Below are 14,889 nucleotides of genomic sequence, written 5' to 3' on the forward strand. Positions count from 1 at the left end.
GACTCAGCCCACCGCGCCGAGCAGGGTGGCCCCGACCTGGCCGTCCCGGTCCACCCCGGTGACCAGCGCGATGCCGTCGGGACGGTCGGTGAGTTCGGCGAGCGCACCGGCGAGCTGGAACGCCGACGAGGCCGCCGAGGTGTCGCCGAGCAGCGCCCGGCAGTGCACCCGGGTCGGCCGGGCCGCACCGAGCACGTCGGCCAGCGCGGCCTCCTCCTGCGCGCCGAACTCGTCACCGCTGTCCGAGGCGGCCAGCACCGTCACGTCCGCCGGGCTCAGGCCGGCTCCGGCCAGCGCCTCCGCGACGGCCCGGGCCAGCACGGTACGCACCGCCGACGGGTCGGCGAAGGCGAGGAACCGGGAGCCCCGGACCGCCGCCAGCGGCTGGCGCTGCTGCCGGACCGCACTGGAGTACGACTCCAGCAGGAAGATCGCGCACCCCTCGCCGAGCGCCGTCGCACCGTCGGCCGGGGCGGCGCCGTTTCGGGACCGGGCGTGCCACTCCAGCCAGCCGCGCGCCACCGAGTACTCCTCGACCGCGCCGCAGAGCACCGGCTCGGAGTGGCCGCACCGGTGCAGCCGTACCGCGTAGTTCAGCGCCAGCAGGCCGGTCAGCGAGCCGCCCGCGATGGTGGTGTTCGGGCCCTTCAGCCCGTACCAGATCGCGCTCTGCCCGGCGGCACGGTTCATCACCGTGTTCGGGAAGCGCGCCGGGTCGACGTGGAACGGCTTCGCCCCGGTCAGCGACTCCCGGGTGAAGTCCATGATGCTCTGCACGCTGCCGGAGTTGGTGCCCAGCACCAGGCCGAGCCGTTCGGGCTCGCCGAGCCGCTCCCGGCCGTACCGGTCGAGCAGCATCCCGACGGTGGCCACGGCGATCCCGGTGGCCCGGTCCATCGACCGGGTGCCCTTCTTGCCGAGCACCTCGGCGACGTCGAAGCCGGGCATCAGCCCGGCCCGCTCGTACGGTCCGGGCCAGACCTCCCGGTCCAGCGAGGTCACCGCGGCGGCCCCGGCCCGCAGGCCGGCGGTGAACCGCTCGGCGCCGAGCCCGAATGCCGACGCGGCCGACCAGCCGGAGAGCACCAGTTCGTCCGCGGCGATGGTGGTGACGGTCATCTCTCTCCCTCTCAGACCGCGACCGGCGCCGCGACCGGCGCCCCGCTCGGCTCGGGCGTGACGTCCGGCTCGACGGCCTCGGCGTGCCGGGGACTCCAGGCCGGAATTCCGGCGATGTTCTCGGCCCCGTCGACCCCGATCGTGTTGCCGGTGATCCAGGACGAGTCGGTACGGGACAGCAGCAGGATCGCCTCGGCCACGTCCTCCGGCTGGGTCAGCCGGCCGTGCGGGTTGGTGGCGCCGGCCTGGGCGACGAACTGGGTGTGCTCCGGGATCCGCTCCAGCGCCGGGGTGACAGTGACTCCGGCGCAGAGCGCGTTCACGGCGACGCCGTACCGGGCGAGTTCGCAGGCGAGCTGCCGGACGTGCGACTCCAGCGCACACTTGGCGGCCGACACCGCGCCGTAGCTCGGCATCACCGAGGTGGCGCCGGAGCTGGTCATCGCGTAGACCTTGGCGCCCCGGTGCAGCAGCTTCGCCGCCATCAGGTCCTGCACCCAGTAGACGAGGCTGTGCGCCATCACGTCGACGGTCATCTCCATCTGCCGCTGGCCCAGCGTCCGGTCCCAGCCGGCGCGCGGCAGGTACGGCAGCAGCGAGCCGAACGCCAGCGAGTGCATCACGACGTGCAGCCCGCGCGGCCCGGTCAGCTCGGCGATGGTGGGCAGCAGTTGCTCCCGGGTGGACCGGCTGGACGCGTTGACGTTGAAGAAATGCGCCTCGACCCCGTACCCGCGCAGTTCCGCTTCGAGCTCCCTGGCCGCCTGGGCCCGCTCGCCCATGTCCAGGTGCACCCCGATGACGTTGCCGCCCTCCCGGGCCAGCGCCAACGCGGTCGCCCGCCCCATGCCGCTGGACGCGCCCAGCAGCAGACTCCACGTGCCTTCCAGGGGAATCAGCATCCCGCGCTCCTTTGTGTCGATCCGGCGGTACGCCAGATCCGGACCATCGCCACGTTTCCGGTGCCGGCCGCGGTGACCAGCAGGCTGTCCCCGTCGGCGGCACGCAGCCGGTCGGCCAGCCGGAGCATCGGGGTGAGGCTGCCGGCGGCGGGCGGGCCCGCGTCGCGCACCGGGCCGACGGCGGCCGGCACCGCCCCGGCCACCAGCTCGCTGACCGGCGAGTCGTCCAGCACGGCGTGCACCGGGACCTGGTCGGCGCCGAGGCTGTGCGCCGCCTCCCGGAGCACGGCCACGGCCCGCTCCCGGCCCGCCCCGGCGGCGAGCCCGTGCGGCGGCAGCAGCAGGGTGCGGACCGCGCACCGGCCGTAGCCGGTGGCGCCGCGCGCCGCCGCCCGCTCCGGCGGCTCCAGCACCAGCACCACCGCGCCCTCCTCCGGTGCCGCCGCCTCGGGTGCCGGCACCGCCTGCTCCATCGCACCGACGAGCAGCAGGTCGGCGCGGCCGGCCGCGAAGGCCCGCGCCCCGACCTGCACCGACTCCAGACCGGCGACGAGCGGCGAGATCAGGGTCAGGCTGATCCCGGTGAACCCGTGCTCCATCGACAGCCGGCTGGTCAGCACGTTGACCGCGCCGTACGGGGCGGTGACCGGGCTCAGCTCGCTGGCGTGCTCGGCGATCACGGTGCGGTCCTGCTCGTCGTGCAGCGCCGCCGCACCGTTGTTGGTGCCGATCACCACGCCCCGGTCCTGCTCGGCGGCACCGGTGAGGCAGTCTCCGGCGTCGTCGAGGGCCTGCCGCCCGGCGACCAGCAGGTACTGGCAGGCCGCCGGCAGGTACTTGTAGCCGCGCCGCCCGAGCTGGGTGCGTACGTCGAACCAGGCCCCGTCGGCCGCCGGCCGCTCCACCGGCGGCGCGCATACGCCGATCCCGGTGACCACGACCTGGCCGGCGGGCGGCATCCGGCCGGCCACCCGGCCGACCGACGGCAGCGGAGGCCGCGCCTGCTCGAGCGTGGCGTTCCGGGTCGGCCCGGCGACCGGAGAGAACCCGGCCGAGAGACTGTCGAGCTGCCCCGGCGGTGCGCCCACCCCGGGCGGCCGGCCAGCCACCCCGACACCGTCCCGGCTCATCCGCCGGCCCCCGCGAGCACCAGCGACACGTTGTTGCCGCCGAAGGCGTACCCGTTGACCATGATCCGGTCGGACCCGAGCGGGGTGACCATGCCCTGCGGTAGCCAGACCCGGCACTCCGGGTCCTGCTCGGCGATCGGCACGTTCGGCGGCACGGTCCGGTGCCGCAGGATCAGCGCCGCCGCCACCGCCGCGACCGCGGCCGCCGCCCCGCCGGTGTGCCCGATCAGCGCCTTGAGGCTGTAGAGCGGCACGTCGGCGCCGAGCACCTCGTTGAGGGCCCGGCTCTCCACCACGTCGTTGAGCTGGGTACCGGTACCGTGCGGCAGGACGCAGCCGATCCGTTGGTCGGCACCGGTGGAGTCCAGCGCCGCCCGCATCGCCCGGACGATCTGGGTCCCCTCCGGCTCCGGCGCGGTCAGGTGGTAGGCGTCGCAGGTCCAGCCGGAGCCCTCCACCACGGCCTGCACGGTGGCGCCCCGGGCCCGGGCGTGCTCCGCCGACTCGACCACCAGGACGCCGGCGGCCTCGCCGAACGACGTACCCCGGCGGTTCAGGTCGAAGGGGCGGCACCGGACCGGGTCCACCGCGCCCATCCGGTTGAAGCAGGCCAGCATCACCCGGCTGTACGCGTCCGCGCCGACCGTCAGCACCACGTCCGCCTCGCCGGAGCGGACCAGGTCGGCGGCGGCGCCGAGGGCGAAGCCGCCGGCCGCGCAGGCGTTGCTGATCGTGGTCACGACGCTCAGCGGCCCGAGCCGGTCGGCGACCGCCGAGGCGACGCCGACCTCGGTGGTGAACCGGGCGGCCGGCTTGCCGCCGTCCGCCCGCCACTGCTCGTGCAGGCTCGCGTCACCCATGCAGGTGCCCAGGGCCAGGCCGATCCGGGACCCCGCCGTCGCCGGCCCGCCCAGCGGCAGGCCGGCGTCGGCGATGGCCTCGTCGATCGCGGTCAGCGCCAGCCGGGACGTCCGGGCGAGCGCCTGCGACTGTGCCGGCAGGTCGGCGTCGGGGACGCCCTGCACCGCCGGCACGTCCATGTTCGCGTACGGGTCCGGCACGGGACCCGGGTCGGTAACCGGTGCCGCCATCATCGCGTCCCAGAGGGCGCGCGTACCACTGCCGTGGCACGTGACGACACCGAGGCCGGTGATGGCGACGCCGGTCATCGACGCGTACTCGGAGCAGCCGGCGTGCCTTCCAGCGCGCTGGCGAGACGGTCGTCGAAGTCCACCAGGCTCCAGTCGCGGCGGTTCTCGATCACCGCGTACCCGTGGGTGATCTTCCCCGTGGCGGTCGGCACCAGGATGCCGTCCCGGAGCACGTAGCAGTCCATCCGCGAGGTGTAGGTGAGCCGCTTGAAGACGTTCTCGACGGTGAAGACGGTGTAGAGGTCCTCCTCCATCCGCGCCTCGTCCAGGATGGTGATCCGGGAGTGCGGCACCACCGGGATCCAGTCCTGCTCGTCCAGCAGCCGCTTGATCGAGACGTTCCGGTCGGCCAGGAAGAGGTCGACGACCTCCTCCATCTGCCGCAGGTAGCCGGACATCTGCATCCGCTCGGTGAAGTGGCAGTAGAAGTACGGGATCCGCCACTTCCAGGCGTACGCGTTGCGCCCGGCGGTGAGCCCGGCCAGCAGGTCGCCCTCGGGCGCCGGACCGGAGGCGGCCGGCCGGGTCACCTTGACCGGCGACTGCCCCAGCCGGGACACCGTGTACGGGGCAAGCTCGGCCGGCACCTGCTGCACCGGGTGCCCGTGCGGGTCGAGGCGCAGCTCCACCCGGACCTTGGCGGTGACCGCCTTGATCGGCGGTGCGCCGTTGACCGAGATCTCCACCGCGAAGGCGAGCGCGTCGCCGGGCAGCGGCCGGACCTCGGCGGTCGCCACGTCGTCGATGTGGAAGGCGTGGGTGATCCGGCTGTCGATGTCGACGATGTCGACGCAGAGGCCGTGCCGCTCGTAGAGCCCGCCGGGCGCGAAGCCGCGCTGCCGCAGGTGGTCGAGGACGGCCTCCTCGACCAGGTAGTTGACGTGCTTGAAGCCGATCCAGGTGCAGATGTTGGACCCCTCGTACCGGGGCCGCAGCTCCACACGGGTCACGCCGTCCGCGGCTGGTTCGGAGACGGGACGGGGTGCCAGGGTCGTCGAGTTCACGTGCGCTCCAGGTGTGTGTCGAGGATCGGTTCCGGGCTTGTGTCGGGGGGCGACAGCGGGTGGGCGAAGTCCGCCACCAGGGCGGCGAACCGGTCGGGGTGCTCGGCCATCGCGAAGTGGCCGCAGTCGGCGAGCAGGGCGTACCGGCCGGCGGGTGCGGCGTCGGCGAGCGCCCGCCCGTCGCCGGGCCGGGCGGCGAAGTCGCCGTCGCCGGAGATCACCAGCAGCGGCAGCGCCAGGTCGGCGACGGGCAGGAACGGGGTACGCAGGTAGGCGTCGAAGAAGCGCATCCAGCCGTACGGGCCGATCCGCTCCCGGACCCGCTCGCCCATCGCGACGCGTACCTCGGCGGGCAGCCCGGCCGGGGCGCTGACCCGGATCCCCTCTTCGAGGATCCGGTGGAAGTGGTTGAGATAGAAGTCGATCGCCGCCCAGTCGAAGTCGTCGGCGGCCGGTCGGTAGAAGGGCGAGACCAGCACCACCGCCCGGGGCAGCGGCATCGCGCCCGCAACCGTCGGAGCCATCGCCATCGCCGGCCGGATGGTCTCCGGCTCCGCCGGCCCGCCGACCCGGCCGGCCCGGCCGAGCAGCTCCAGCAGGGTGTTCGCGGCGAACGAGTGCGCGACCACCAGGTCCGCGCCGCCGGGGACCGCGGCCAGCGCCTGCGCCGCCGCGCCGGTGGCGTCGGCCCGGTGGCTCCAGCCGGTGTCGCCGGCGCTCGCCCAGGGCAGCTCGGCGTCCCACAGCTCCAGCCAGGCGGGTGCCCGCGACTCGAAACGGTCCCAGATGGCCCGGCTGCTGCCGAGGCCGTGCAGCAGCAGGGTGCGCACCGGTCGGGTGCCGGCACCGGGCCGCCGGCACCGGACCGGTACCCCGGTCCCGTGCGGCAGGGCGCGGTCCGGTCTCGGCGGCGCGGAGGTGCTCATCGCCGGTCTCCCCCGGCGGTCAGCAGCAGCGCGGCCGCCGCGTCCGAACCGTCGCCGTCGGCGGTGGCGAGTACGGCACCCCGGTCGTGCCCGTTCAGCCAGGCGGTACCGGCGACGCACTGGAGCACGCCGAGCGCCCCCGAGCAGTGCCCGTGGTACGCGGTCAGGTCGTGGCTGGTCTGCTCGGTCATCCCGGTCGGTCCACCCGCCCCGGCCCCGAACCACATGTCCACCGGACGCGGGTCGGTACGCCGGATCGCGGCCACCGCCGCCGGCTGGTCCGCCTTGCGGGCGTACGGGCCGAGTTCGGCGAGCGCCTCGACGCCCCGGTCCCGGACCGCCGTCGCCGACTCCAGCACCAGCGCCGCGGCACCGTCGAAGAGCCGGAGGTCGTCGTCGTCCTTGCTCCGGCCGCCGCTGACCAGGTGCCGGACCGGCGCGTTCGCCGGTTCGACCCCGACCACCAGCACCCGGTCGACCCGGCCGGCCAGCACCAGCAGCCGACCCCAGTTGACCGCGTCCAGTCCGGAGGTCGCCCCGTTGCACATGGTCAGGTTGGCGCCGCGCAGCCGGAACCAGATCGCCAGCCAGGACGCGATCACGTTGCTCGCGGTGGCCGGCAGGTTCATCGGGCTCAGCCCGACGTAGGTCTCCTCGGCGATCGTCGACACCGTGTCGCAGACCGTGTCGACGTTGCCGTAGTTGGAGCTGACCACCACGCCGACGGTCTCGCCGGGGACGGTCAGGCCCGGGTCGCCGAGCAGTCCGGCGTCGGCGAGCGCGTCCCGGCCGGCGCAGAGGGCGAGCCGGGTGGCCCGGTCCTTGTAGCGCAGTCCCTTGCGGTCCAGGCGGCGGGTCGGGTCGTCGCCGTCGGCACCGGCCGGGGTACGCCGGAGCAGGTCGTCGGGGCCGGCGATCCCGGAGACCGCCACCCCCACCCCGCTGACCACCACGTCGACCGGAGCCATCAGGACACCTTCTCCACGATCGCGACGGCGTTCAGTCCGCCGAAGCCGAACGAGTCCACCTGGGCGACCCGCAGGGTGGCCAGCTCGGCGTGCTCGCGTACCAGTCGGAAGCCGTCGACCTCGTCGATCGGGTTCTCCAGGCCGAGGATCGGCGGCACCACGCCGGAGCGCAGCGCCTCGACCGCCACCACCAGGCTGTGCAGCCCGGAGGCACCGGCGGTGTGCCCGGTCATCGACTTGATGGCGGTCATGTACGGCGAGGGCGACACCCCGGAGTAGACCTCCCGGACGGCCTGCGCCTCGGCCTCGTCGTTCAGAGCCGTACCGGTGCCGTGCAGCATCAGCAGGTCGACGTCGGCCGGCTCCACCCCGGCCCGCCGGTGCGCCTCCCGGGTGACCAGGGCGATGCTCTTGGCGTCCGGCGCCGATGGGTGGTACGCGTCGCAGTTCACCGCCACGCCCCGGACCCGGGCGTGCCGGTGCCCGGCACCGGGGCCGTCGGCCTCCCGGCGCAGCACCACGGCGACCGCGCCCTCGCCCTGGAGCATGCCCCGGCGGTCCCGGTCGAACGGCCGCACCTGCTCGGGCGCCTCCGCGTAGCAGCGGTCCAGCAGCCCGTAGGTGCTCTCGGTGATGGTGTCGACCCCGGCCACCACGACGGTGTCGGCGACACCGAGGTCGAGCAGGTCCATGCCGAGGCCGAGGGTGTAGAGCGAGGCCGAGCAGGCGTTCGCCACGGTGTGCGTGTCGGTGGCTCCGAACCGCTTCCGCAGCGCGCTGCCGAAGTGCAGGTCGCGGGCGTCGAACGGCACCCCGTCGCGCCAGCTCAGCTCGACCGAGCGCAGTTCCCGCAGGGTGGTGCCGACCAGCACCGGGGTGTCGCCGAGGTCGCCGTCGAGGCCGGCGTCGGCCAGCGCGGCAGCGACCGCCTGCTCCAGCCACCGGCTGGCCCGCAGGGTCTCGTCGCAGCCGGGACCCGGCCGGTCGTCGATCTCGTACGCGTGCTGCGCCCGGTAACGGGAGCGGTCGAAGCCGCGCAGTTCGGCCAGCCCGCTGTAGCCGGCGCAGAGCGAGTCGAAGAACTCGACGGTACTGCCGCCGATGCTGGCCACCGCGCCCATCCCGACCACCAGCGCGGTCATGGCGTCACCTCGTCGTACCTGCCGAGGATCAGCACCGCGTTGTTGCCGCCGAAGGCGAGCGCGTTGTTCTGCACCACCCGCAGATCGGCGTCCTGGGCCACGTTCGGTACGCAGTCGAGCCCGCACTCGGGGTCGGTCTCGACGTGGTTGATGGTCGGCGGGATGAATTTGTGGGTGATCGCCAGGGCGCAGGCGGCCGAGGCCAGCGCACTCGCCGCCCCCATGGTGTGCCCGATCATTCCCTTGATCGAGACCGTCCGGGGCGCCCCCTGCCCGAAGACCTGCCGGATGGCGCCGGCCTCGGTGACGTCGTTCGCCTTGGTCCCGGTGCCGTGCGCGGAGATGAAGTCGATGTCCTCCGGCTTCACCCCGGCGTTGCGGTGGGCCAGCTCGATGCAGCGGGCGATGCTGTTCTGGTCCGGCGCGACCGGGTGGTACGCGTCGCAGTTGAGCCCGTAGCCGAGCACCTCGGCGTAGATCCGGGCACCCCGGGCCCGGGCCGAGTCGAGGCTCTCCATCAGCAGGATGCCGGCGCCCTCGCCGGTGAGGATGCCCTTGCGGTTGCGGTCGAACGGCTGGCACGCCTCCGGGGCGATGGTGCCGAGCCGGTAGAAGCCGGTGAAGGTCTTCCGGCACAGCGCGTCGGCACCGCCGCAGAGGGCGACGTCCACGTCACCGCTGCGGATCGCGTCCAGGCCGTACCCGACGGCGTAGTTGCCGGCCGCGCAGGCGGTCGGGATCGTCACCGCCTCGACATCGGTCAGCCCGAGTTCGGCGACGATGCTCGACGAGAGGCGGCCGGCGGGAACCCGACGCGCCACGACCGGGTCGAAGTGTTCCGCACCCCGGTCGACCTGGACCCCGACCAGTTGGTCGAGGTCGTGCGATTCGCCGTCCGTGGTTCCCACCGACACCAGTGCGCGGCGGGACCGCAGCTCCCCGAGAGACATGCCCGCGTCCGCGACCGCCATGCCGGCGGCGGCGGCCGAGAGCTGGCTCGCCCGGCCGAGCTGTGCCGGGTCGACGTTGTGCAGCCAGCGGGCCGGGTCGAAGTCGGTGATCTCGCACCCGTTGGCGTACGCGAACCCGGTCGTGTCGAACGCGGTGATCGGCTTGACCCCGCTCCGACCGGCCCGCAGTCCGGCGAGAAACTTCTCGACCCCGATTCCGATGCTGGTCACCACGCCGAGCCCGGTGACGACCACCCGGCGGGGCGATCGAGCATCGCCTGGCAGAACGCTCATCATCGCGCCTCACTCACCTGTAGTCCTCCGACCCGACTCCGCCGTCCGCGCGACGCGCTCAGGCGTTCGACGCCTCGCCGACGACGGCGTAAACGCCCTGCAGATTCACCATTCGGCTCAGTTCCGCCTGGTCGATCGTGACGTGCAGATTCCGCTCCAGGGCGGCGAGAATTTCGATCGCGAGCAGCGAGTCGGCACCGTGGTCCTCTTTGAACAGACTGGTCTCGGTGACCTCGTCCGCGTCGATTTCCAGAATCTCGCAGACGATCTCCTTGACCTGCTCGCGGTCGATGTCGGTGCTGGTGGTGGGGGTCGTGCTGCTCATGTCGCCTCCAGAAACGGATCGGTTGAGTGAATATCTCGATGACTGGCCTTGGCTGGCGGCGCCGTGCGCCTCACCGCCCGATACCGTTTGCCGCCTCGGCCGTCTGGCGGCACCATCGGATCGCGGTACTGTCCCGAGTCTGTGAGCCGCGACTATATTTCTCCTATATGGCGACGGGCGGTCCGCCATATCCACCGCCGGACTCCGGTAACGAGTGAAGCGATCGCCGCCCGTACGGATGGCAGGGTGGGGACATGGCGGTCGACATCGTCTACGAGACGCACGCGACGACCACCGACAACGAGGCCGGGCTGGCCACCGGCTGGCGGCCCGGCCAGCTCTCCGAGCAGGGCCGGCGGGAGGCCCGCGAGCTGGGCGAGCGGCGCCGCGACGACGGGCTGCACGTCGTCTTCTGCTCCGACCTGGCCCGGGCGGTGGAGACCGTCGAGCTGGCGTTCCCGCTGCGGGAGCTGCCGGTGCACCGGGACACCCGGCTACGCGAGTGCGACTACGGCGACCTGACCGGCCGGCCCGTGGCCGAGCTGGCCCCGCTGCGGGTCGGATATCTGGACGAGCCCTTTCCGGGCGGGCAGAGCTACCGGCAGGTGGTGGAGCAGACCCGCGGCTTCCTCCGGGACCTGGCCGCCGCCTGGGACGGCTTCCGGGTGTTGATCGTGGCGCACTCGGCGAACCGGTGGGCGCTGGACCACCTGCTGCACGGGGTACCGCTGGCCGAGCTGGTGGCGGCGCCGTTCGACTGGCGCCCGGGGTGGACGTACCGGCTGCCGTCGGGCTGGGGCACGGACCGTCCGACGCCGGCCCGACGCCAACCGGGGCGGCCGGCGCCGGAAGGTGGGTAACTCACGGGCGGTCACGGCCGGGGCCTGCCTATTCTTGGCGACGACATGCAGACGCCACCGCCCGCCCCTGCCGTACCCGCCGCCGACCTTCCCGCGCTCCGGGCCCGGCTGCCGGAGTTGATGTTCCGCGACCAGCGCCGGATCCAGCGCCGGATGGAGGGGCTCGCCAAGATCCGTGATCTCGGGCGGCGGCAGGCGGCCACCGCCGAGATCGCCGCCGAGATCGGTACCGCGGAGGAGCGGCTCGCCCGCCGCCGGGCCGCCGTACCGGTGATCACCTATCCGGCCGGGCTGCCGGTCAGCGAGCGCAAGGACGACCTGCTCGCCGCGATCCGGGACCACCAGGTGGTGATCGTGGCCGGCGAGACCGGCTCCGGCAAGACGACCCAGCTGCCCAAGATCTGTCTGGAGCTGGGTCGGGGCGTCCGGGGGCTGATCGGGCACACCCAGCCCCGCCGGCTGGCCGCGCGCACGGTGGCGGACCGGATCGCCGACGAGCTCGGCACCGAGCTGGGCGGGGTGGTGGGCTACAAGGTCCGCTTCACCGACCAGGTCGGCGACAACACGCTGGTGAAGCTGATGACCGACGGCATCCTGCTCGCCGAGCTTCAGCAGGACCGGATGCTGCGGCAGTACGACACGCTGATCATCGACGAGGCGCACGAGCGCAGCCTCAACATCGACTTCATCCTCGGGTACCTCCGGCAGCTCCTCCCCCGCCGGCCCGACCTCAAGGTGATCATCACCTCGGCGACCATCGACCCGGAACGCTTCGCCCGGCACTTCGCCTCCGGCGACGAGCCGGCGCCGGTGCTGGAGGTCTCCGGCCGGACCTATCCGGTGGAAACCCGCTACCGGCCACTGGTCGAGCTGGGCGACGGCGAGGACCCGGACGACGACGGGGAGACCGTACGGGACCAGATCCAGGCGATCGGCGACGCGGTGCAGGAGCTGGCCGCCGAGGGGCCCGGGGACATCCTGGTCTTCCTCAGCGGAGAACGGGAGATCCGGGACACCGCCGACGCGCTGGGCAAACTCGTGCAGAATCGCCCGGCGCTGCGGGACACCGAGATCCTGCCGCTCTTCGCCCGGCTCTCCACCGCCGAGCAGCACCGGGTCTTCCAGTCGCACCGGGGTCGCCGGGTCGTACTCGCCACCAACGTCGCCGAGACCTCGCTGACGGTGCCCGGCATCAAGTACGTGGTGGATCCCGGCACGGCCAGGATCTCCCGCTACAGTCACCGGCTCAAGGTGCAGCGGCTGCCGATCGAGCCGGTCTCGCAGGCGTCGGCGAACCAGCGCAAGGGGCGCTGCGGGCGTACCTCGGACGGGATCTGCATCCGGCTCTACGACGAGTCGGACTTCCTGTCCCGGCCCGAGTTCACCGACCCGGAGATCCTGCGCACCAACCTCGCCTCGGTCATTCTCCAGATGACCGCGATCGGGCTGGGCGACATCGCCGCGTTCCCGTTCATCGACCCGCCGGACAGGCGCAACATCGCCGACGGGGTCAACCTGCTGCGCGAGCTGGGCGCGCTGGAGGAGACCGGCGAGGAGGCCGGGCACCGGCTGACCCCGCTGGGCCGCCGGCTGGCGCAGCTCCCGGTCGACCCCCGGCTGGCCCGGATGGTGCTGGAGGGCGAGCGCAACGGCTGCGCCACCGAGGTGTCGGTGATCGCCGCCGCCCTCTCCATCCAGGATCCCCGGGAGCGGCCCGCCGACAGGCAGGCCCAGGCCGACCAGGCGCACGCCCGGTTCACCGACAAGGAGTCGGACTTCGCCGCCCTGCTCAACCTCTGGCGATATCTCCAGGAACAGCAGCGAGCACTCTCGTCCAGCGGTTTCCGCCGGATGTGCAAGGCCGAATACCTCAACTACCTGCGGGTCCGGGAGTGGCAGGACATCCACTCCCAACTCCGCCAGGTGCTCCGCAGCACCGGCGGCGCGGCGTCCGACGCCCGTCCCGGGCGCGGCCGGCGCGGCGGCGACTCCGGCACCGACGCCCCCGCCAGTGGTACGCCGACGGCACCGGCCGGCGACGCGACCCCGGAGAACCTCGACACCGACCGGATCCACCAGTCGCTGCTGGCCGGACTGCTCTCGCACGTCGGGCTGAAGGAGACGCAGAAGAACGAATACCTGGGCGCCCGGGGCGCCAGATTCGCCCTCTTCCCCGGCTCGGCGCTGTTCCGCAAGCCGCCGCGCTGGGTGATGGCCGCCGAGCTGGTCGAGACGTCCCGGCTCTGGGGCCGGGTCGCCGCCCGGATCGAGCCGGAGTGGGTCGAGGCGCTCGCCCAGCACCTGGTGAAGCGCAGCTACAGCGAGCCGCACTGGGAAAAGAAGCAGGCCGCGGTGATGGCCTTCGAGAAGGTCACCCTCTACGGCATCCCGCTGGTCAGCGGCCGGAAGGTCAACTTCGGTCGGATCGACCCGGCGCAGAGCCGGGAACTGTTCATCCGGCACGCGCTGGTGGAGGGTGACTGGCAGACCCACCACCGGTTCTTCCACGACAACCGCGCGCTGCTCGACGAGGTGGAGGAGCTGGAGCACCGGGCCCGGCGCCGGGACATCCTGGTCGACGACGAGACGCTGTACGCCTTCTACGAGCAGCGGATCCCCGCCGAGGTGGTCTCCGGCCGGCACTTCGACGCCTGGTGGAAAAAGACCCGCCGGGACCGGCCCGACCTGCTCACCTTCGACCGGCAGATGCTGGTCAACGAGGGGCGGGGCGGGGTCGACGCGGCCGACTACCCCGACGAGTGGCACTCGGACGGGGTGGCGCTGCCGCTGACGTACCGGTTCGAGCCGGGGACCGAGACCGACGGGGTGACGGTGGACATCCCGCTGCCGATGCTCAACCAGGTCGACGCGGAGAGCTTCGACTGGCAGGTACCGGGGCTGCGCGAGGAACTCGTGGTGGCGCTGATCCGGTCGCTGCCGAAGGCGGTGCGCCGGAATTTCGTCCCGGTGCCGGACTACGCCCGGGCGGTGCTGGCCTCGATCACACCCGGCCGGGAGCCGCTGCTCGACGCGCTGACCCGGGAGCTGCGCCGGATGACCGGGGTGACCGTGCCCCGGGACGCCTGGGACCTGGCGAAGCTGCCGGCACACCTGCGCCCCACCTTCCGGGTGGTCGGCGAGGAGCGGCAGACCGTCGCCGAGGGCAAGGACCTGCCGGCGCTGCAACGGCAGCTCACCACCCAGGTACGCCGGATGGTGGCCGCCGCCGCCCCGGACGTCGAACGGTCCGGGCTGCGGGAGTGGAGCATCGGCACGCTGCCGCGCTCGATCGAGCAGGATCGGGCCGGCTACCTGGTGACCGCCTACCCGGCCCTGGTCGACGAGGGCGACAGCGTCGGGGTACGGGTCTTCGAGACCGAGGCCGAGCAGGGTCGCCAGATGTGGGCCGGTACCCGGCGACTGCTCCGGCTGACCCTCGGCTCGCCGCAGAAGTTCGTCTCCGGTCGGCTCTCCAACGAGGCGAAGCTGGCGCTGAGCCGCAACCCGCACCGCAACGTGCAGGAGCTGCTCGACGACGCCGCCGACGCGGCGGTGGACAAGTTGATCGCCGACGCCGGCGGGCCGGCCTGGGACGCCGAGGGGTTCGCCGCGCTGCGCGACCGGGTCCGGGCGGATCTGGTCGACACCACCGTCGAGGTCGTCGACCGGGTACGCCGGGTGCTCGCCGCCGCCTACGCGGTCGAGCAGCGGCTGGCCCGGACCAACGACCTGACCATGGTGGCGGCGTTAACCGACATCCGGGCCCAGCTCTCCGGGCTGGTGCACCGCGGCTTCGTCACCGAGACCGGGTACGCCCGCCTCGCCGACCTGCCCCGCTATCTGACCGCGATCGAGCGTCGCCTCGACCGGCTGCCGCAGAACCCGCAGCGGGACCGCGACCAGCAGGCCCGGATCGAGCAGGTGCAGCAGGAGTACCGGGAGATGGTCGACGCGCTGCCACCCGCCCGCCGGGGTTCCGACGCGGTACGGCAGATCCGCTGGATGATCGAGGAACTCCGGGTGAACGTCTTCGCCCAGGCGCTCGGTACGCCGTACCCGATCTCGGAACAGCGGATCTACCGGGCGATGGACGTCGCCGAGGCGGGCTGAGGCCCCGC

Annotated in this window: 12 protein-coding genes; 2 read left to right on the forward strand and 10 right to left on the reverse strand. The window is 73.1% G+C overall.

Annotated features, from left to right (window positions below; all coding sequences use genetic code 11):
• Positions 1-3 precede the first annotated feature (3 nt).
• The 10 genes from C6361_RS09520 to C6361_RS09565 are packed head-to-tail and all read right to left on the reverse strand — an operon-like array spanning position 4 to position 9,911.
• The gene (locus C6361_RS09520; protein WP_199853309.1) at positions 4-1,119 is read right to left on the reverse strand and encodes a beta-ketoacyl synthase N-terminal-like domain-containing protein; all 1,116 of its coding nucleotides are present in this window, start codon (positions 1,117-1,119) and stop codon (positions 4-6) included.
• 11 nt (positions 1,120-1,130) lie between these two features.
• On the reverse strand, positions 1,131-2,021 hold the full coding sequence (locus C6361_RS09525; protein ID WP_107257184.1) for an SDR family oxidoreductase: 891 nt from the start codon (positions 2,019-2,021) through the stop codon (positions 1,131-1,133).
• Positions 2,015-3,151, reverse strand: a complete 1,137-nt coding sequence (locus C6361_RS09530) for a beta-ketoacyl synthase N-terminal-like domain-containing protein (RefSeq protein WP_107267512.1) — start codon at positions 3,149-3,151, stop codon at positions 2,015-2,017. The genes C6361_RS09525 and C6361_RS09530 overlap by 7 nt, the downstream gene beginning before the upstream one ends.
• Complete coding sequence (locus C6361_RS09535) at positions 3,148-4,320, reverse strand: beta-ketoacyl synthase (RefSeq protein WP_107267513.1); 1,173 nt, start codon at positions 4,318-4,320, stop codon at positions 3,148-3,150. The genes C6361_RS09530 and C6361_RS09535 overlap by 4 nt, the downstream gene beginning before the upstream one ends.
• Entirely contained in the window at positions 4,317-5,252 is a 936-nt protein-coding gene (locus C6361_RS09540) for a thioesterase (protein ID WP_199853310.1), read from the reverse strand. Before C6361_RS09540 ends, C6361_RS09535 begins: the two co-directional genes overlap by 4 nt.
• Before the next feature lie 50 nt (positions 5,253-5,302).
• Positions 5,303-6,232 carry an alpha/beta fold hydrolase gene (locus tag C6361_RS09545; RefSeq protein ID WP_107267514.1) on the reverse strand — a complete coding sequence of 310 codons (930 nt, stop codon included), beginning with the start codon at positions 6,230-6,232 and terminating at the stop codon, positions 5,303-5,305.
• Positions 6,229-7,200, reverse strand: coding sequence for a beta-ketoacyl synthase N-terminal-like domain-containing protein (locus C6361_RS09550; RefSeq protein WP_107267515.1), 972 nt, complete (start codon positions 7,198-7,200; stop codon positions 6,229-6,231). The genes C6361_RS09545 and C6361_RS09550 overlap by 4 nt, the downstream gene beginning before the upstream one ends.
• Positions 7,200-8,342 carry a beta-ketoacyl synthase N-terminal-like domain-containing protein gene (locus tag C6361_RS09555; RefSeq protein WP_199853311.1) on the reverse strand — a complete coding sequence of 381 codons (1,143 nt, stop codon included), beginning with the start codon at positions 8,340-8,342 and terminating at the stop codon, positions 7,200-7,202. Before C6361_RS09555 ends, C6361_RS09550 begins: the two co-directional genes overlap by 1 nt.
• Entirely contained in the window at positions 8,339-9,589 is a 1,251-nt protein-coding gene (locus tag C6361_RS09560) for a beta-ketoacyl synthase (RefSeq protein ID WP_107257189.1), read from the reverse strand. Before C6361_RS09560 ends, C6361_RS09555 begins: the two co-directional genes overlap by 4 nt.
• Before the next feature lie 55 nt (positions 9,590-9,644).
• Complete coding sequence (locus C6361_RS09565; protein WP_101365395.1) at positions 9,645-9,911, reverse strand: acyl carrier protein; 267 nt, start codon at positions 9,909-9,911, stop codon at positions 9,645-9,647.
• A gap of 254 nt (positions 9,912-10,165) precedes the next feature.
• Here C6361_RS09565 and C6361_RS09570 point away from each other — a divergent pair, with 254 nt between their 5' ends.
• Positions 10,166-10,771 (forward strand): histidine phosphatase family protein, encoded by a 606-nt coding sequence (locus tag C6361_RS09570; RefSeq protein WP_107267516.1) that lies wholly within the window; start codon positions 10,166-10,168, stop codon positions 10,769-10,771.
• Positions 10,772-10,816: 45 nt separating this feature from the next.
• Positions 10,817-14,881, forward strand: coding sequence for an ATP-dependent RNA helicase HrpA (hrpA, locus tag C6361_RS09575; RefSeq protein WP_107267517.1), 4,065 nt, complete (start codon positions 10,817-10,819; stop codon positions 14,879-14,881).
• Positions 14,882-14,889 lie beyond the last annotated feature (8 nt).

Source organism: Plantactinospora sp. BC1, from assembly GCF_003030345.1.
In the GTDB taxonomy this organism is placed as follows: Bacteria; Actinomycetota; Actinomycetes; order Mycobacteriales; family Micromonosporaceae; genus Plantactinospora.